Origin of the sequence: Microcoleus harperi Pol14_C6, assembly GCF_036701295.1 — a bacterium.
In the GTDB taxonomy this organism is placed as follows: Bacteria; Cyanobacteriota; Cyanobacteriia; order Cyanobacteriales; family Microcoleaceae; genus Microcoleus.
Window position 1 is genome coordinate 33,769 of the sequence record NZ_JAUBQN010000004.1, and the last position, 17,480, is coordinate 51,248.

Annotated in this window: 15 protein-coding genes; 6 read left to right on the forward strand and 9 right to left on the reverse strand. The window is 46.5% G+C overall.

Features of this window, described 5'->3' with window-relative positions; translation table 11 throughout:
* Nucleotides 1–81 precede the first annotated feature (81 nt).
* The gene (locus QUA27_RS04785) at nucleotides 82–1,092 is read right to left on the reverse strand and encodes a DUF4349 domain-containing protein (protein WP_333066687.1); all 1,011 of its coding nucleotides are present in this window, start codon (nucleotides 1,090–1,092) and stop codon (nucleotides 82–84) included.
* 446 nt (nucleotides 1,093–1,538) lie between these two features.
* Between QUA27_RS04785 and QUA27_RS04790 the strand changes: the two genes are divergently transcribed.
* Nucleotides 1,539–4,001, forward strand: a complete 2,463-nt coding sequence (locus tag QUA27_RS04790) for an ATP-dependent helicase (RefSeq protein ID WP_333066688.1) — start codon at nucleotides 1,539–1,541, stop codon at nucleotides 3,999–4,001.
* A 159-nt stretch (nucleotides 4,002–4,160) separates the two neighbouring features.
* Here QUA27_RS04790 and QUA27_RS04795 read toward each other — a convergent pair whose 3' ends face one another.
* Nucleotides 4,161–5,888: an RluA family pseudouridine synthase gene (locus QUA27_RS04795; protein ID WP_333066690.1), complete on the reverse strand. Its 1,728-nt coding sequence runs from the start codon at nucleotides 5,886–5,888 to the stop codon at nucleotides 4,161–4,163.
* Nucleotides 5,889–6,170: 282 nt separating this feature from the next.
* Between QUA27_RS04795 and QUA27_RS04800 the strand changes: the two genes are divergently transcribed.
* A complete protein-coding gene (locus QUA27_RS04800) occupies nucleotides 6,171–7,853 on the forward strand; it encodes a tetratricopeptide repeat protein (RefSeq protein ID WP_333066691.1) in 1,683 nt (560 codons plus the stop codon).
* 428 nt (nucleotides 7,854–8,281) lie between these two features.
* Here QUA27_RS04800 and QUA27_RS27305 read toward each other — a convergent pair whose 3' ends face one another.
* From QUA27_RS27305 to QUA27_RS04815, 4 genes are all read right to left on the reverse strand, one after another.
* Nucleotides 8,282–8,377 carry a glycogen debranching N-terminal domain-containing protein gene (locus QUA27_RS27305; protein WP_445251473.1) on the reverse strand — a complete coding sequence of 32 codons (96 nt, stop codon included), beginning with the start codon at nucleotides 8,375–8,377 and terminating at the stop codon, nucleotides 8,282–8,284.
* Nucleotides 8,378–8,402: 25 nt separating this feature from the next.
* Nucleotides 8,403–9,239 carry an MBL fold metallo-hydrolase gene (locus QUA27_RS04805; RefSeq protein WP_333066693.1) on the reverse strand — a complete coding sequence of 279 codons (837 nt, stop codon included), beginning with the start codon at nucleotides 9,237–9,239 and terminating at the stop codon, nucleotides 8,403–8,405.
* A 219-nt stretch (nucleotides 9,240–9,458) separates the two neighbouring features.
* A complete protein-coding gene (locus QUA27_RS04810) occupies nucleotides 9,459–10,268 on the reverse strand; it encodes an SDR family NAD(P)-dependent oxidoreductase (RefSeq protein WP_333066695.1) in 810 nt (269 codons plus the stop codon).
* Between the two features lie 665 nt (nucleotides 10,269–10,933).
* Nucleotides 10,934–11,086, reverse strand: coding sequence for a hypothetical protein (locus QUA27_RS04815; RefSeq protein WP_333066696.1), 153 nt, complete (start codon nucleotides 11,084–11,086; stop codon nucleotides 10,934–10,936).
* 109 nt (nucleotides 11,087–11,195) lie between these two features.
* Here QUA27_RS04815 and rbp point away from each other — a divergent pair, with 109 nt between their 5' ends.
* Together rbp and QUA27_RS04825 are read left to right on the forward strand one after the other, a co-directional pair.
* Entirely contained in the window at nucleotides 11,196–11,513 is a 318-nt protein-coding gene (rbp, locus tag QUA27_RS04820) for an RNA-binding regulator (protein ID WP_333066697.1), read from the forward strand.
* Between the two features lie 409 nt (nucleotides 11,514–11,922).
* Nucleotides 11,923–12,534 (forward strand): hypothetical protein, encoded by a 612-nt coding sequence (locus tag QUA27_RS04825; protein WP_333066699.1) that lies wholly within the window; start codon nucleotides 11,923–11,925, stop codon nucleotides 12,532–12,534.
* 197 nt (nucleotides 12,535–12,731) lie between these two features.
* On the opposite strand, the gene egtD is transcribed toward QUA27_RS04825, so the two are convergent.
* The gene (gene egtD / locus QUA27_RS04830; RefSeq protein WP_333066701.1) at nucleotides 12,732–13,775 is read right to left on the reverse strand and encodes an L-histidine N(alpha)-methyltransferase; all 1,044 of its coding nucleotides are present in this window, start codon (nucleotides 13,773–13,775) and stop codon (nucleotides 12,732–12,734) included.
* A 224-nt stretch (nucleotides 13,776–13,999) separates the two neighbouring features.
* Here egtD and QUA27_RS04835 point away from each other — a divergent pair, with 224 nt between their 5' ends.
* The gene (locus tag QUA27_RS04835) at nucleotides 14,000–14,230 is read left to right on the forward strand and encodes a tautomerase family protein (RefSeq protein WP_332949223.1); all 231 of its coding nucleotides are present in this window, start codon (nucleotides 14,000–14,002) and stop codon (nucleotides 14,228–14,230) included.
* A gap of 12 nt (nucleotides 14,231–14,242) precedes the next feature.
* Here the strand turns inward: QUA27_RS04835 and egtB are convergent, their stop codons facing one another.
* Entirely contained in the window at nucleotides 14,243–15,556 is a 1,314-nt protein-coding gene (gene egtB, locus QUA27_RS04840; protein ID WP_333066703.1) for an ergothioneine biosynthesis protein EgtB, read from the reverse strand.
* A complete protein-coding gene (gene egtC, locus QUA27_RS04845; protein WP_333066705.1) occupies nucleotides 15,528–16,316 on the reverse strand; it encodes an ergothioneine biosynthesis protein EgtC in 789 nt (262 codons plus the stop codon). Before egtC ends, egtB begins: the two co-directional genes overlap by 29 nt.
* A gap of 165 nt (nucleotides 16,317–16,481) precedes the next feature.
* Here egtC and QUA27_RS04850 point away from each other — a divergent pair, with 165 nt between their 5' ends.
* Entirely contained in the window at nucleotides 16,482–16,700 is a 219-nt protein-coding gene (locus tag QUA27_RS04850) for a ssl0294 family protein (protein WP_333066707.1), read from the forward strand.
* The last annotated feature ends 780 nt before the right edge of the window (nucleotides 16,701–17,480 follow it).

A 17,480-nucleotide genomic window follows, 5' to 3' on the forward strand; every position in this document is an offset into this window, starting at 1 on the left:
GCCGTTCCACAATACATAAATTTTACGTGGGTGGAATGACTAATGACTAATGACTACTAACTAATGACTACTGACTACTGACTACTGAGGCGGTTTCGGTTCTTGAATTGGCGGAACAACAGAATGCTGTTTCTTAAATCGATTAAAGCCGTAAACCGCAGCCGCAATTAACAGAAAATAAGGACTGTAAGCCAACAGCCAAATACCCAAAGCAAACAAACCTAGCGTCAATTCGCCCACAGAATGAGTCGCTTTCCCCCAAGTTTCCTGTACCCGCAAACCTAGAGAAGGTTGCTGAGTTTGTTGAGCAGATACTGCTGCTTCTAGAGTTAAGCTAATAGTCGAATAGGCTACTTGATTTCGCAAACTTTTTAACTGAGCGTCAATGCGTTCGATCGACTCCCGAATATTGCTCAACTCCTGAGCAGCTTTGAGCACGTCGCCGACAGAGCCCGATCGCTCCATAATTTTTAACACCATTTCTTCCGATTTGCGGAGGTTCCGCAGTCTAGCCTCGCTGTCAACTAATTGATCGGTAACATCCTCAGCCGTCAGAGCACGGTTTTCTACAGTTCCGAGTTTTGCCAAAGTGTCTAAAGTAGTTTCTAACCGTTGTTGAGGCACGCGAATCTCCACAGACGCCGTTTGGCGGACACTCGAATCCGGCGGCTTTTGGTTTTGGAAACCCAAGATATCGCCTTGCTGTTTTTCGACAATATTAGTAACAGATTTAGTGCTGGCGTCAATTGATTTGACAACTACAGTGAGTTCGGCTTTTTTAATCAGTTGGGGACGGGTTGCTGGAGTTTCTGCTGCTTTTTTTGATGAACCAGGAGCTTTTGGCCTTTGGGCTGCTGGCTCGGGTGCGGGTGGGGGTGGTGGAGCCGATGCGGGAACTTGGTTTTCACGGATGCTAGATGAACCTGTGCCGCCTGGAGCGCTGCTGGTGGATGAATCTCCTCCGCAGCTAGGCAAAGCAATGGCTGAAGATAAAGTTAATAATACCGCCACAGCAAAACGAGTTGTGCTGTTGTTGGCTGGGTTTGGGTTTGGCTTGTGTGGCGGGGAATTGGTTTTGAGGTGAGTTTTCATTTGGGTGACTCCTATAAAAAAGGCTTGGGTATTGAATTTTATGCTGGTTTCAATTTAAGCTTCAATAGATAGCATTAGTTTAGCTGATACCGAAATGGAAACGGTAGAGGTTGAATACTTTGGGATTTTTAACCGCAGATAAACGCAGATGAAAGCCAATAAATATTGGTGCGATGACCGAAAACAATTTGGTCGCCAGTGCCCGGATTCATCAGTGGAGGGAGAAAAAAGCTCCTCGCTCCTCATTGCCAGCCCCCGAATTTCTGAGCGGGGTTGCTTTATTCAATCTAAAATCTAAAATCTAAAATCTAAAATCGATTGACGCTTTGGGTTCTGGGCCTACGCGATCGCAACTAAAGCAACTCGGTTTCTGATACCGTTTGAAAAGGCTGAACGCCACAAATATTTTTGTAATCTAAAATCTAAAATCTAAAATCTAAAATCGCATGACAGATGAATTTGATACTGATTTTATGCGATCGACAACCAATATCGATCGCCCGGATGTAGCCTCAGCGCTTTCCGAATCAGGGTTTGCCGCAGTTTTGCGAGAACAAGCTTGCCTTAAAATTCGGGAAAGCTTGCGTGCGGGGCAGCAGGACATGGCGGATTGGCAAGGCGGCCCCCTTGCTGTTTCGGCGGTTCCGGGGGCCGGGAAGTCTACGGGAATGGCTGCTGCGTCGGCAATTGCGATCGCCCGCAACCAGCTTCACAGCCGCCGCCAGTTAATTGTCGTGACATTTACGCGATCGGCTGCTGCTAATATTAAAGCTAAAATTCGGGAAAGATTGGCAGAATTATCTTTATCTCAAGGCGGTTTTGCGGTGCACACTTTGCACGGTTTAGCTTTGAATATTGCGATGCGCCATCCCGATTTGTCTGGTTTAAATTTAGAAAATTCAACCTTAGTTACTCCTACTCAAAGTCACCGATTAATTCGTACCTGTGTAGAACTTTGGATTGCCGAAAACCCCCGCCGATATCAAGTTTTGTTGGAAGGACAGCAATTCGACGGAGAGGAAACGGAGAGGCTGCGGCGACAATCGGTTTTGCGGACAGAAATTTTGCCGCAGGTAGCGAAAACTGTGATTCACGAGGCGAAATCTTCTGGTTTATTTCCCGAACAGTTGTTAGAAATGAACGCTCTTGATACAGGGGACGGTTATGAGATTTTAGCAGTAGCTGGGGGTTTATATCAAAAATATCAGGCTTTGTTGAGGAGTCGGGAATTCATCGATTACGACGAGATGATTTTAGCCGCTTTGCGGGTGTTGGAAAATCCGAGAGCGAGGGCGATCGAGCAAAAGCAAGTATTTGCCGTTTTCGAGGACGAAGCGCAGGATTCGACACCTTTGCAGACTCGGCTTTTGGAAACATTGGCGATCGATCCCGATCATCCTACTTTACCTCCCAATTTTATCAGAGTTGGCGACCCTAATCAAGCGATTAATTCTACTTTCACTCCCGCCGACCCGATTTATTTTAACCAATTTTGCGATCGGTGCGAAGTGGAAAATAAGTTAGCGACGATGGACGGCGCTGGTCGCAGCACCCAGGTGATTATCGATGCGGCTAACTTTATGTTGCAATGGGTAAATAGCTCTAAATTAGCGGGAACAGAACAGCCTTTTCGCGACCAAACTATTAAGCCCGTACCCAGCCATGACCCGCAGCAGAATGCAAATCCGGCTCCCATTGGTCGCGGCTTAGAATTGCATACTCCCCGCGATATTTACCATACAATTGAGTTAATTGGCAAGCGGGTAATTGATCTAGTTGAGGAATTTTTACCGACCGATTTTGAATTTGGCAGGGATGGCAAAGATATCGATTCAGGCGGGGAAGCGAGCGAGGGGGAAAATAGTGCCAAATTGCCGTTAGAAAATTTGAAATCGATGGCTATTTTGGTGCGGGAAAACAAACAAGGTAAGTTTATCAAAGAAGTGCTGGAAAATCCTCAAAAACACGGATTAAGCTTTGATTTGCGGAAATACGGGATTAAAATTGAGGATGTGGGAGAGCGGGACAGACATTCTCAAGTACCTTGGGAAATCTTAACACTGCTGCAATTCCTCGATCGCCCGCACTCTCCAGACTACCTGAAAGCAGCCTTAAAGATTTTGAGCGATCGGCAACTGATCCCCAAACAAGACTACAATGCTTTTGCGACTAGCCCCGAGCAATTTCTTTACCCAGGCCCCCTAGACCCGCAGCAGTCAGATCCCGTTCGCAAATGCCGCTATTTTTGCTGCAGTTTGCTGCAAGCTAGTTTAGAACTGCCACCATACCAAATCATTTCCTTCTTAGCCTTAGCGCTGCAATACGACCAAACAGAATTAGCCACCGCCGACAAATTAGCAGAACGAGTAGCAATCCAAACAGCCGGCAACAATTCCATGCGTAATATTTTGGACGTACTGAGCGAAATTGTCAGTTCCGAAAGATTTGAACCTGTGGATGCAGAGGACAAAATAGAAGAACGGTATACCAGCAAAGGTCAACTAACAATTATTACCATGCACAAAGCCAAAGGATTGGATTGGGATTGCGTATTTTTGCCGTTTCTGCACGAACAAACCATCCCCGGAAATTTGCGAGTTTTGCCACAAACCCGATTTTTAGGAGATTTCACTTTAGCAGAGGTAGCGAGAGCACAAATTCGAGCAAGTTTGCACGAAAAATATCCTTTACCAAATCTAGGCGAAGCCTGGGAACAAGCAGGTTATTTGAAAACAGCAGAAGAGTTTCGACTGCTGTATGTGGCGATGACCAGAGCAAAAAGCTTGCTGTGGATGGCGGCGGAGAAGAAAGGGCCTTTTACTTGGAACAAACCGGAGAATTTGCAAGAGCAAAAACCTTGTCCGGTAATGCCTGTTTTGAAGCAGAGATTTCCGAGTAATGCGATCTAAAAGAAGTAATAAGTAACTCGTTGCCTGCTCTACTCATGGGTGACAACTTAAGTTTAAGTTACCCCATTTGTTGCTCAGATTACTCAACAATAAATATTTGCTGCCTCTATCTGTAATTCCTACTGCTTAACTATCCTTCGTTGCGCGATCGCTCTTAGCTCAAAATGGTGTTTCTGCCTTTAGGTATAGCCTTTCTCCCAACTGCGGATGCTCAAATGAAAGTTCCCGCGCGTGCAAGTGTAGCCGCTTCGCAGCAGCCCGACATCCGTAAAGCCGATCGCCCAAAATCGGTATCCCTAACCCTCGAACATCCGCTGCATGAACCCTCAATTGATGCGTGCGTCCCGTCAGCGGCAAAAACTCGACGCGATCGCAATTTCCCTCCCTCGCCATTACCTGAAAGCGAGTAACGCTGGGCTTTCCGCACTCCCAATTGACTTGCTGGTAAGGGCGATTTTCTGGATCGCCCCAAAGTGGGAGTTCGATCGTCCCCGACTCAATTTTTACAGTACCCGAAAGCACCGCTTCATAAACTTTGTGAACCTGCTTTGTTTCAAATTTCTGCCTGAGTTGACTGCTAGTTTCTTTGTCCCGCGCAAATAGCAAAATCCCAGATGTTTCCCCATCTAAACGATGCACAACTGTCAAATTAAAACTATCCGGTAACAAGTTACGCAAGCGACTAAAAACACTATCTTGATTTTCTAAATAACGACCGGGAACTGACAGCAAGCCAGAGGGTTTATTGACCGCAATAAACCATTTGTCTTCATAAATAATCGGTAGCATTTCCGTAACGGGCAAGATGCCCGTTCCACAAGAAAAATTATTCCTTGTGCGCTGGGCTTCTAGCCCGCCCGTAAAACCCTCATTTATATTAGAAACAATCGGATTGTGAGCCAATCCTGACAGCAAAAAACCCATCAACGGCTGACACCGATCGCCACAAGCGCCATAAAATTCTCCCTGAATCTTATCCCCCGATGGCGGCCCCCACCAAAACTCAGCCATTGCCAGCGGTTTCAGATTGTGTACTGCCGCGTAGTGGAGCAATTTTGGCGCGCAACAGTCGCCGGTGCCAGTCGGAATAGAATTAGTTGGCATTAATGAGGAGAGCGAGATCGATTTTCCCAAAAAATTCACCAGAGTGTAAGCTGCGTGCATTTGCGTCTGAAGTTCGCGGGAAAGTTCTTTTCGCCGCTGTTTCAGCGCCCGCATCCGCCCATCTGCAGCTTCAATTAATTGTTTTAGCGGCTGCAATGTTTCATCCCGCTGCCGTTTTAATTGCCTGCGTTCAATTTTCTCTAAACGGCTTTCTTGATTCAGTTGTTCCAGGGCAATTTCTAGTGTTTCTGCTGCGAGAGTTTGACACAGTAACTGGCGTTTTTCGTCTCGCTGCAGCTTGCAATTGCGGTGCCGATCGCTCAAAACTTGCATTTGCACTTCAAACTCCCGACATAAGGCTTCATACTCTTGTCGCTGCGGGAGTTGATTCAGTGCAATAAGTTCTTGTTTCATCGCCTCCAATTGAGTTAACGTGCGGGCTTCCTCAAAAGCAACTCGATCTCGTCCGGGAATCGGTGGCACCCAGCCCTCAACAATGCTGCAACCGTTCAGCAGCCCGGAAAATGCTTTGAGTATCCCCTGTTCCCCCGAAGGCATCTCCACCAGTAATATGCCGTACATCTTGCCCTCGCGAGCGTAGGAATCGTCAGCCGCAAGGTACCGCATCAAACCCCGGGCGAGATCCTCGGACATTGGAGTGCGGGGCAGTCTCAGCAGCTCGCCACTTTGAGGACAACGGCCTTCGTACCAATAATTGGGGTGGGAGTCGATCAACTCCCAATCGCAGTCAGTGAAATCTAAAAGCGTGTGCAACTCTAGCATCTTAAATTTGGTATTAAACCTGAATTAGGGCATATGTGCTTGTGTCCTCGATGCTTTCGGTCAATCGAAAATCGAAAATCGACTGACCGTATCTTATAGGGGTGTACCAAAAGTGAGAAGGGTGCATAATTTTATACCTACTCGAATTAAGTAAAAAGGATTTGTCGCACCAAGCCTGATATGCTAAATTTGTTTCAAAACAGCAGCGATATTAAGAAAAGCATAAGTTAATATATAAGACCGCAAGCTTGTTATCCCACTAAATTTTTATGTGAAAGGCGTATGCCAGACCTCTCGACTTCGGCTACAGAAAACTCCTCAAACCCCCAGCCAGCGCTGCTGCCGCCGATTTTAAGAATTTTTGCAGCGTTTCCCGATTACGATCGGGGCAATAGATTGTACGCCGCAGGAAGGTACGAAGCGGCAGTTCTTTGCTACGGAAAAGCCGTTCAAATTAAGCCGGACTGGGCCCGTGCCTGGCTGAATCTGGGCAAAGCTTACAAGCAACTGCATTCCTACGCAGAAACCGTAGCCTGCGCCGATCGAGCTACAGCAATTAATCCCGAAGAATACTGGGCTTGGATGCTGCGCGGCACAGGGCTGTTAAGTTTGCAAAATCACTCAGAAGCGATCGCGGCTTTCGACACCGCAATTCAAATCAATTCAGAAAAGCACGAAGCTTGGTATCAGCGAGGCCGAGTTTTAGAGGAATTGCAGCAGTGGGATGCAGCCGCAAGCTGTTACAAAAAAGCAACCCAACTTCATCCAAATTTGCCCGCAATGTGGTATCGGCAAGGCAACGTGTTGGTTCAAGCGGAGCGCTACCCTGAAGCCGTGGCGGCTTTCGAGCGCGCCTTGAAACTCGTCCCGACTAATTGGGAAGCTTGGCTGAACCGAGGTTTGGCTTTGATGAAAGCCGAACGCTACGCTGAAGCTGTAACTTCTTACGATCGCGCCATTCAACTGCAACCGCAAAATAGTCTGGCTTGGTTCAATCGGGGCATTGCTTCCGCAAAATTGCACAAATATGCAGAAGCGGTGACAGCTTACGATCGCCTACTGCAAATGCAGCCCAACGACTGCGAAGCTTGGTTTTATAAAGGAATGGCCCTCAAACACCAGTGGGCAGACGCGGCAATTGCTTGTTTCGATCGGGCAATTCAAATTAATTCTTTTTATCCCGAAGCATGGATCGGGCGCGGTCAAACACTGTCAGAATCGAGAGATTTTGAAGGGGCGATCGCAGCTTTTGACCAAGCCGTTCAAATTAATCCGAATTTTCCCGAAGCTTGGCTGGGTAGAGGCATCGCCCTGGCAGGATTGGAACGCTACAAAGAGGCAATTATCGCTTACAGCAATGCCCTACAAATTGAAGGTAATTTTCTAGAAGCTTGGAACTTGCGAGGCGAAGCTCTGGAAAAATTACAGCAATACGAAGAAGCGATCGCCTGTTTTGATAAAGTAATCTCTCTGACTTCAGAAGCAGAAATTACATCAAAAGTAGGGTTGCAGCAAGGCGCAGCGCTGGAAAAATTGCAGCGTTACGAAGAAGCCGTCGCAGCTTACAACCGCGTACTAAAAATCGTGCCAGACAATTTTGAAGCTTGGTTGCAACGCGGCAACGCTTTGTCAAAATTGCAGCAGTACGAACAAGCTCTAGCATCATACGATCGAGCAATTACTGTCTGGCCCGACAACTATCAAGGCTGGGTACAGCGAGGTTTGATCCTAGGGGAAATGCAGAATTATTCCCAAGCACTCGTCGCTTTTGACCAAGTGATTCAACTCAAGCCAGACAACTGGGAAGCTTGGGCGCAGCGGGGCGACGTTTTGCAAAAATTGCAGCGAACTCAAGATGCCATTAGCTCTTACGGAGTCGCCCTCGAAATCAAACCCGATTACTACGAAGCTCTAGTCAGTCGAGAAGAATTGAGACTCAAGGACGCGATGTCAGGAAAGTGGTAAGGGGAAATTGACGAATAGTTTTGAGTTTTGGAATTGCTTTGTTCCTCGTAATACCGGGCTGGGGTAAAGCGGGAACTATTTAACTTAAAACTACAAAAACTTCCCTCTTCTCTCTTCCTCTGCGTTCTCTGCGGTTAATAAAAAAATCTAATTCCCCAAACCATTAGTATTGCTATATCCGCCTGAATATCCTGAGCATAATTAGGGCTTGCTGAATTAGTTTTCCAAGTAAACACTGTATGGATTGTGTGAGCTAAAAAATGTGGAATAGTGCAAGATAAACAGGTAAAATAGCACAAAATCCTTGCATCACCATTTGCGATCGTGTACTGAAAATTTGAGCTTGTTCCCCTCCCACCCTTCGACTTTGAACTAGCTTTCCGCATCTAAATTGTCAGCCCTCAACCTTCTTTATACTGATGCCCTTGCTATGAGATGTTGTAGAAAAAGAGCGGACGAGTGTCGCGGACAAAAAAGCCTTGGATACGCCGATGGTCGATCGAACCATCAGAATCTGTTACCAAAAAAATAATGATGAAATTTCTAGTTTTAAGAGTTCCTAGACCCGCCAGCGAAGGCTTTTAACTCAATAGCATCGTGACTGCAAAACAGGCGCACATCTTTACTATGCTGCACCGATAATGCGTGCAGCCGGCCTTGATTGAGCAACCGAGCCTTGCGATCGACCTCCATCATCCATTGGTAGGCCCGCAGACCGGGCGTGCAGCGTCGGTTAGCGGCATCCATCTCCTGTCGGTAGAAATAGGCATCGCCTGCGTGCAGGAGCCAGCCATCGGTTGTATCAATGGCAATACCCGCATGACCGCGCGTGTGCCCCACCAACGGGATTAGCAAAATTTCCGGCGGCAATCCGTCGAGGTCGCGGACAGCTTCAAAACCGAACCAAGGTTCGCCACCCGCCGAATAGTATTTCCAGCGTTTGACTTCATCCCACTGCCCCGGACGATAACGCCTTTTTGTGATGAAACCGTGCCGATCCTGTGCGGCATCGATTTCAGCCTGCATGACGTGTACCGTGGCTTCCGGGAAATCCTCGATACCACCGGCATGATCGAAATCGAGGTGGGTGAGTACAATATGGCGCACATCGCTTGGTGAAAATCCGAGCTGTTCAATTTGATGGATTGCCGTGTACTTGCGATCGAACTGGATATTATTAAAATGAACGAAAAACGGGCTGAGCCGGGAGTAAGGCGACTCGATATCGCGCAATCCGAAACCGGTATCGATCAGAACAAGTCCCTGATTCGTTTCAACGAGCAGACAGTGGCAGACGAGGTTAGCCGTCAAACCCCGACTGAAGCCATCGAAAAGCGCCCCACCAATGGGACACATACAGCCACAATTGAGATGATGAATTTGCATAAATGTGCTGCACTAAATTACTTAGGCGGGAACCATTTATTCCTCAGTTCGCATCCAAGGCCGATGCTACATGATGCCATCGATGAACTCCTGAGAAAACTGTGCTAAATCGCCAATACAGGGAGAAGTAAACACGCTTTTATCGGCTGCAATCTTGCCATTATCTGCGATGTTTACTTCCTTTAAATCTGCACATAAGAATAGTAAGACGGGCGCGAATTATTTGTTAGCAGATCCCGGTTCAGTAAGCTGGCGGTGCATTTCGGCATTAACGGTATCAGGCAAAACCTTGCTCGCGCTGGCTAGAATCTTTGTCTTAAGTGAACCGGCGATAATGTCGTCCTTACCCGCCATCAGCGCCTCGAAGCCTTGCTTGGCAACTTCGGCCGGGTCGTCTTTCTTGTCTGCGCCCGCCTTCGTGTCGTCCATTCCCGCCCGATGGAAGAAGTTGGTATCCGTCGGCCCTGGCATCAGCGCGGTAACGGTGACGCCTGTGTCCTTTAACTCGTTACGCAGCCCTTCTGAGAAGGAGTGTATAAATGCTTTGGATGCCGCGTAGACTGCCTCGAACGGGCCGGGCATTAGGGCGGCAATGGAGGAAGTGAATAGAATCCGTCCCTGGCCTCGATCGACCATATCCTTAACTACCCGTTTAGCCAAATGCACAGACGAGACAACGTTGAGGTTAATCAGATTTAGTTCGTCCTTCAAGTCTGTCTCGCGGGCAAAGTCGCCGCCGACGCCGACACCGGCATTAATTGCGATCGCATCCACTGGCCGATTAGTCGCTTTTATATGGTTGTAGAGCGTCTCAACACCGTCGTAGGTAGCGAGGTCTGCCTGCACTGTCTCGACTTTGGCACCGAGCCCCTCAAAGGCTTGAGCCGCTTCATTGATGCTCGCTCCGGTGGCGGTGACTAGGAGATCGAATCCGTTTTGAGCGAACTGTTTGGCGAGTTCGTAACCGATACCGTTAGAGGCACCCGTCACGACAGCCCAGGGCCGGGTCAACGAACTGTTTATAACCATTTAAAATCCTCTGTTACTGCTTCACGCTCGTTTGTCTAGACTTGCTTTTCTCTGTACCAGACAATCTTTGTGGACTGTGGGCTTTCAACTTTTACAATGCTAGGGATGCAGGAGTGCGCTCGCATCTTTCCCAGGACATAAGCTTTTAGGCATTTAAATACGGTATAAACGAAAACAAACTTCATGTAATTAGTGTAAAAAGGACACCATAGAATCATCTTAGAGAAAGAGCAAATAGAGAAACTACATAAAGCCTTAAAAAATGAATAAAAGGGAAATATTATAGAAATAATTATACATATATAGCAATACTTGCAGGAGTTGTAAAATTTTTACCCCACCCCAACCCTCAGAGCGAGTTCGGGGAGGGAGTAAGAAATTAACAAATGATGCGAGGATTGCTATATATTTATAAAATGCGCGTAGATATGGCTAATAACTCTTTTGATAATTATTTGGGAACCGTTATTCTCTGGTGCTAAATCGGATGCGATGAGAGAGGGGAGATTGACTCGGAAGATTAATCCTGGGCTAAAAACATTTATCTCTGGTGGAACGGGCAGGAGGCTTGTCCAGGGATAACAGTGCGTGATGTTAGTGATAAGTGAATCTCAGGCACTGTTCTCAATCAGACCCAATCAACCTGGTAACAGCGACGAAAAATCTCAGATATCAGGTCGATCGCGCAGCAACAAACCAAGCAGATGACGCCAACAGTGTAAGATGTCAGTTATCACGAATACTTTCTGTTGGCGATTGCCCGACGGCACCCTAAATTGAAAATTATGCCAGCCAATTGCTGATTCTGCTGGCTTCATGTTATAGTGGTTTTCCAAGAATTAAATTCGGTTGCGTAGTTTGTTGGTATTTATTTACAAGCGTCTCTCCGAATCTAAGTCTCTGCACCCTAATGATTCTGGAGATTTTATGTCGATTTACGTGGGTAATCTTTCATATGAGGTAACATCAGAGGACCTCAACGAAGTATTTGCCGAGTACGGTACTGTAAGCCGCGTCCAAGTGCCAGTGGACCGGGAAACAGGCAGGATGCGGGGTTTTGCTTTTGTGGAAATGGCAAGCGAGGCAGAAGAAGCAGCAGCCATCGCAGCTCTAGACGGTGCTGAGTGGATGGGCCGCGACTTGAAAGTCAACAAAGCCAAACCTCGCGAAAACAACAACAACAGACGCTCCTCGGGCGGCGGCGGTGGCTGGGGCGACAACGATCGCTCTTCACGACGCTACTAAGCTTTGACACTGAAAATTTGAGTTTTGGTAGTTGACTGCAGGTGCGAATGCTGCTTTTTTTTCCAGTTGTTCGATCGACCCATCAAATAAAACTCCCAAACCTCTAAATCAGTTTTGCCCCCTCGTTGGAGGGGGCTTTGTTTTTGGCGAAAAATCCCGCGAGGTACATCTGCGGTGCAGTTCCCACTCTAGTGCGTGATTCGATACCCTCTTAACTGCTTTTTTTAAGAGGCAGTCGGGATTTCGCGGTTCGACTCCTGTAAACTATCAAACTAGAATTAAGCAGTAAGAAAAGTTAGAATAACGGCAAAACTGAATATTGCCTAGAACAGCAAAACTATCTTTACCGAAGATTAGTCGAGAAAACCAGCCGAATATCAGCCAATATCTTGATTTTGCCTCAATAAAGATGTCCAAGGTCTACAGCACGGCGGAACTCATTAAAATCCTCGAAGAAGAGCGCCAAGCCTGCTTGCATGGGCGGCGCCTCAATTTGACTGAAACTCCTGCTACAGGCAACCCCGTGATTGACCGCTTTCTCAAATCTGAGGGAGTTCAGAAGTTCACTGCTTATCAAAATTTTAAGGCTGCCGTACACGAATACCAGCGGGAACATCAAGTTTCTGGGATTGTCTGGCGGGAAATCGCGGTTAAAGGCAATACTCTACGCTATCCGGCAGTAGATGACGAATTAATAGCTCTACCGGTTGATTTGATCACGCTGAAGGCAGCTAAGATTGCTATGTTGGAATTCTGGCAGCAGGTAACTGCCGGGATGGATTTGTATTTAAGCATTAACAGCGGGAAGGATTTTCGATCTATCGAGCCGGTTGATGTAGAGGCTATAGCCCAGCGCACAGAATGGGCCAGTCTCTCGAAGTGGGAAAAGTTGGATTTTCTAGAAATTTTGTTACAGTTGGGCTGGGGGAAGCCGGAGGAAGCTTATTACAAGCGGGGATGGCCGACCTCGGGCAGCGAGTACATTCACGCCGTCAAACCCGGACAGCGGCCAATTTGTTAATTAGTCAGTAGTCAGCAGTCAGTAGTCAGTAGTCATAGTGCTCTCCCCGCTCGCGAACGTTATTAGTCAGCAGTCAGTAGTCAGTAGTTACTGATTATTGGGAGATATTCAAAACAAATAACAATTGGCAACTGTCAACTGTCAACTGTCAACTGCCAACTGTCAACTGTCAACTGCCAACTGTCAACTGCCAACTGTCAACTGTCAACTGACATCTGACAAAGCATCAAGCCAAACCACTGATTTGGATCTGTCCAAACCTGCACAGGCATTAAACCACGCTGCGAAAGTTCTTTTTTTACAGTATTGAGATTAAACTTGCGCGATATTTCGCTGCGGATAGTTTCTCCCGCTGCAAATTCAACCGTTAAATTGAGAGAACGCAACTGCACTGTTTGCGTTTTTTTACTTTTTAAGTGCATTTCAATTTGACATTCCTCTTGATTGTAAAAAGCCCAATGATCGAACTGTACTAAGTCAAAATTTCCCTCAAATTTTCGATTTAAATGCCGCAGCATATTCAAGTTAAATGCCGCCGTTACTCCTTGACTGTCATCGTATGCAGGCTCTAAAATATCTTTAGATTTGTCCAAGTCAATTCCCAGCAAAAAATACTCTCCCGGCTGCAATGCACCGACAATTTGCGAGAAGAACAAATCGCATTCTTGAGCGTTGAGATTGCCGAGGGTACTGCCGAGAAAGCAAATCATTCGGGTTGGCAACGGCGACGGTGCAATTTTAGCTAAGGCTAATTCGTAAGTGCTGACAAGTCCGTGAATCTGGAGCGACGGATAATCGGCCAACAGTTGACAAGCGCTGCTTTCTAGGATAGTAGGACTGATGTCGATCGGCAAATAATGCAGGGGATACTCCAGTTGACTGTAAGCATCGAGGAGAATCCGAGTTTTGGTGGAACTGCCGCTGCCGAGTTCGACGATTTCGCAGGGGCCAGTTAAATTGGCGATCGCCCCCGCGCACCCCTGCAAAATCGCCGTCTCAGTCCGTGTCAGGTAGTATTCTGGCAACTGGCAAATCAACTCGAACAGGTTTGAGCCGCGATCGTCGTAGAAATACTTTGGAGGCAGGGATTTGGGGGTTTGAGTCAACCCGCTAACTACATCGCTGCCAGCATTGATTTCTGCCGGTGTCAGTGCCGCAGCGCTCACCAGTCGCTCTAAGTGCAGCCGGTTTTCCTTCGTTAAGGCTGAGTTTGTTGTATCGGACAGTCTTGGGGATTTCATAAAGTAATTTTTAGATGCACATATCGGTATAGCACGCAGTTGCGTTGCCAAATATCGCGCTCAAGTCAGATTTTTCATGCGGCTCTGGATTCTGTATTTTCTCACCGGATGGCGATCCCTCCTCAAATTGAAAATTATAAATTATCAATTGTAAGTCTAAGCCTTACAAAGGCTGATAAAATAGCGGTCAGTTTGTATTGACTATTGAGATTCAAGAAATCACAATGCCATACGTCAACATTCAGATTACGCAAGGTGCTACCAGAGAGCAGAAAGCTCAACTTGTCAAAGAAGTGACTGACTCACTGGTACGCATTCTTGGCAAAAAGCCAGAACATACGCATATCGTCATCCAAGAAATTGCAGAAGAAGACTGGGGATTCTCAGGGCTACTAACAGACGACTGGAAGAAACAGCAAACCTCCACTGATGAAACACCGAAAAAACTTGTTTGATAACTGACAAAATCATCGAGCGCAGCGAAAGCCTGCCAGAATTTGCCGCACTCCTGGATAGTACCAATTGCGAAAACTCGATCGCAGTGCTTGCGGAAAAGTCGCCCAACTCCCCCCTTTCAAAACCCGGTGTTCTCCATCAAAATAAACTTGAGAATAGCCCCTGTAAGGATAACTTTCAAATCCCGGATAGGCGTCAAAGGTTGAAGCAGTCCACTCCCAAACATTGCCCAACATATCGCAGCAGCCGATCGCACTTGCTCCTTTGGGAAAGGCATCAACTGGCGAGGTATTGGCAATATTATTGCCGTGATTGCACAGGCTGCCGTTTGGCGGTTCTTCTCCCCAAGGATAGATGCGATATGTTTGATTTGTGGCATCCCAACTCGCAGCTTTTTCCCATTCTGCTTCCGATGGCAAACGCTTGCCGATAAAGTTGCAATAAGCTTCGGCTTCGTACCAACTGACACCGCAGACTGGATGGTTGTTGAAAGCTGGATTTTCGGACCAGTAAAGCGGTTGATAGACGGCTTCGCCTTGCAGCCATTTCCAGCCGTCCGCTGACCACCAATCAGGGTTTTGATAGCCGCCGGATTCCATGAAATCTCGGTATTGACGGCAAGTGACGGGATAGCGATCGATCGAGTATGCTTCTAAATAACACAGGTGACGCGATCGCTCGTTATCCAAAGCCTCAGCAGCATGGTTTCCCATGTAAAATTCCCCGGCCGGAATTTCAATCGCTGAATTGGGAATTGGACATGGGGCATGGGGCATCTGGAATTGGGCATTGGGCATTAATATTCCTTCTTCCTTCTTCCTTCTTCCTTCTTCCTTCTTCCCTCTTCCTTCTTCCTTCTTCCCTCTTTTTTCTTCCTTCTTCTTGTGCATTTGCAACACGAAAGCAACTGTTTCGCAGTGCTGGCTTTCGTGCTGAATAATAAACCGCCAGAGACGTTCTTGCTTGTCGATCGGCGCTACTTCCAAATAATCTAACACCTTTTTTCTAACCGCGTCCAGATATAATTCAACTTCAGGTAACGTCGGCAGAAAAACCCGTTGTTTTTTCGGCAAAATATCAGCAGCAAACAGTTGGTGATACTGAGGAAAGACAGGTTCCAAGCCAGCACACCGTTGCAACAGCCACAAATCCTCAGTATAAGCAATGTGACCTAAGTGCCAGCCAACTGGACTGAAATCAGGATGAGCTTGACGGCAAAAAGTATCGTAGTCGATGTCTGTAAATAGCTTGAAAGTGCCGCGGCGACACTGCTGCAAATCGCGATAAATTGCCTCTCTACAAGATTGGATAGATTTCGATATCACGCTCTACTCCGGTACTGATAATGCTCTGGACTGGGCACTCGTGCCAATTGCCTGCAAATAAAGGTTCAGAAGCAATGATGACAGAATCCGGGAAATTTAAATCGTCCCGCAGCCAATAGAGGGAAGGAGGGGTTTTTTGGGAAGCAAAGCGAGAGGCAACAAGCTGGTGTCCGTCACTGATAATGATATTAGCTGAAAATTCTACTTGGTGAAAGTTTGCTAGCTCTGCCACAGTTTTCAGCGTGTTTTGCAAAGCAGCTTCTAGAGTCACATTGGCCGCTGTCAATTCATTGACAAACAAACCGAAGATATGCTCTGAATCTGTAGTGCCGTTAATTGATTGATAAATGGTATCGCTAAGTCGATCGCGAATTGGTCTGTAAAGAGTTTGCCGAAAATTCTTCACGAAGCCGTTGTGTACGAACAGCAGGCGATCGTTCTGAAACGGCTGACAGTTGCTCAAATCTACAGCTTGTCCTGAAGTTGCACTGCGAACGTATCCGATCGCGCATCCAGATTCAACGTATCGACTGATACTCGGAAGGTTAATGTCGCTCCAAATTGGCTGTACATTTTTATATGTAAACGGATCAGTATCTAAGTGTGGGTGATACCAACCAATACCAAAACCGTCAGCATTTAGTACGCCAGAAGTCATTTCGCGGGGCTCGTAACTCTGCACAATTAGGGAATGTTCCGGCTTGTACAAAATAGCATCGAGTAAAATCGGCTCCCCGAGGTAGCCAAGCAAACGGCACATAAAATTTTTGCAGCAATGTGATTAGCATTGTAAGTCATTAGCCGAAAAATTGCCCGATCGGGCATCTTCAGCGCTGGCAACAAGGTTTTTTGTTGCCCGCTGCCAGCATCGCAGTACAAACGATACAGTTAAGGTAGAACCCCTGCAGCACAAGGAGACTCTTTAATGTTCCTCGACGAACTCATCCCAATGGCGAAAGAATTGATCGAACAGCCGATCGCCTTCACTGGCGGATTTTTTTCTGGCCTGCTTCGACTCAACCTTCACGAAGATCCCGTTAAAAGCTGGATCGACGAGCAAGCTGGTTCAACTTCCTACACTACTCCCCCAGCCGAACCCACCAACGGTAAAAGCACAGGGCCTCAGTCAATCTCGATCGACTAAGGAAAAGCAGTAACATCCTCCCAACGCCAAACTGATTACAGTTATGGCGTGGGCTTCCAAACTTCACAGTTTGGCTTTTCGCGTTTTTCCCTTACGGGATTTCCACACTTGGCTAGACTTAATTTCTCAGTGCCCGCTAGAAAGTCTGCACTGACACTTTCGATTCCCGTATAGTCTTTCTCAGATAGATAAAGTACAATAACAGCAGTGTGTAAACCAGTTCCAAATATCTTGCTTAGAAAGTTGACCTTAGAAAGTTGACGGAATGCAAACTCTATCGCCTTTCCTAATTATTGATAATTTGTTGTGTTGATAAAACTGAAAATATATTTAAGTTTTGACCATCAATTCTCAGGTTTGTGATAAATCGGACAAAGGGGGCGGCAAGTATATTACTTTCGCCGTTTTTATTAATTACTTTCTTTACTTGTTTTGTCTATTTCTATGACCATTCTCCCTCGCTACCAAAGCATTTTTCCCTATTTGTGGTTGGTTTTAGGAGCATAATAGCCTCAAATGTATTGTATCCTTTTACGTCTTCAAATCACTTATATTATAACTTTATTGATTGTTATATAAAGTGGTTGTGAAAAATATTTTCACAGGTTTCTTCCTTTGATTTTTACCCCTTGAACTTTTTTGGGAAATAGTTAAGAATGAAGTTATTCAAGAGTTGAATTCTTTTTATTTGCCTTCATCGCTAAAATTAGCAGTTTTTCTGCCTTAATTTTGCACGATCGCATAAATTAGCTCGCTGAGCAATAGTTTTGGTTTTAGGAG

Bases quoted from the DNA above. Each gene is read 5' to 3' on its own strand.
- QUA27_RS04800 (WP_333066691.1), top strand. From the start codon at position 6,171: ATGCCAGACCTCTCGACTTCGGCTACAGAAAACTCCTCAAACCCCCAG.
- egtC (WP_333066705.1), bottom strand. From the start codon at position 16,316: ATGTGCCGTTTGCTTGGCTACCTCGGGGAGCCGATTTTACTCGATGCT.
- egtD (WP_333066701.1), bottom strand. From the start codon at position 13,775: ATGAAATCCCCAAGACTGTCCGATACAACAAACTCAGCCTTAACGAAG.
- QUA27_RS04785 (WP_333066687.1), bottom strand. From the start codon at position 1,092: ATGAAAACTCACCTCAAAACCAATTCCCCGCCACACAAGCCAAACCCA.
- QUA27_RS04790 (WP_333066688.1), top strand. From the start codon at position 1,539: ATGACAGATGAATTTGATACTGATTTTATGCGATCGACAACCAATATC.
- QUA27_RS04795 (WP_333066690.1), bottom strand. From the start codon at position 5,888: ATGCTAGAGTTGCACACGCTTTTAGATTTCACTGACTGCGATTGGGAG.
- QUA27_RS04825 (WP_333066699.1), top strand. From the start codon at position 11,923: ATGTCCAAGGTCTACAGCACGGCGGAACTCATTAAAATCCTCGAAGAA.
- QUA27_RS04850 (WP_333066707.1), top strand. From the start codon at position 16,482: ATGTTCCTCGACGAACTCATCCCAATGGCGAAAGAATTGATCGAACAG.
- QUA27_RS04835 (WP_332949223.1), top strand. From the start codon at position 14,000: ATGCCATACGTCAACATTCAGATTACGCAAGGTGCTACCAGAGAGCAG.
- QUA27_RS04815 (WP_333066696.1), bottom strand. From the start codon at position 11,086: ATGAAGCCAGCAGAATCAGCAATTGGCTGGCATAATTTTCAATTTAGG.
- QUA27_RS04805 (WP_333066693.1), bottom strand. From the start codon at position 9,239: ATGCAAATTCATCATCTCAATTGTGGCTGTATGTGTCCCATTGGTGGG.
- rbp (WP_333066697.1), top strand. From the start codon at position 11,196: ATGTCGATTTACGTGGGTAATCTTTCATATGAGGTAACATCAGAGGAC.
- QUA27_RS04810 (WP_333066695.1), bottom strand. From the start codon at position 10,268: ATGGTTATAAACAGTTCGTTGACCCGGCCCTGGGCTGTCGTGACGGGT.